The sequence below is a fragment of the Mesorhizobium sp. M2A.F.Ca.ET.039.01.1.1 genome (assembly GCF_003998035.1).
GTDB lineage: Bacteria > Pseudomonadota > Alphaproteobacteria > Rhizobiales > Rhizobiaceae > Mesorhizobium.
Map to the genome: position 1 here is coordinate 1 of NZ_RZRY01001590.1, position 400 is coordinate 400.

General features: G+C 67.5%; 1 protein-coding gene. It reads right to left on the reverse strand.

All coding sequences use genetic code 11. The features are described 5' to 3' along the window. Positions 1-400, reverse strand: a 400-nt coding sequence (locus EOA24_RS41060; RefSeq protein WP_281059965.1) for a hydantoinase/oxoprolinase family protein, incomplete at both ends; no start/stop codon positions are given.

A 400-nucleotide genomic window follows, 5' to 3' on the forward strand; every position in this document is an offset into this window, starting at 1 on the left:
GAGATGTTCTTGCCGTTCTCGACGGCGTGGACGCGAGCGGCGTTCGCCATGTTCTCGTCCACGACCTCGCAGATGCCGAAGGCCGTCGCCAAGGCATTCAGCGACAGGCGCTCGCCGACATCGCGCAGGATCGCCCGTTCGGACGCTGCCGTGTCGAGCTTGATCGCGCCGCCGGCGAAATTGTCGGGGTCGAGTTTGCCGAGCACCAGGTCGGCGTCGGTGATTGCGGGACGTTTGCCGCCGCGGCCGTAGCAGGCAGGGCCGGGCTCAGAGCCGGCGCTTTCCGGCCCGGTCTGAATGCGGCCCATTGCGTCGACCCAGGCGATGGAGCCGCCGCCGGCGCCGATCTCGATCATCTCGATGACCGGGATGGAGATCGGCATGCCCGAGCCTTTTGAGA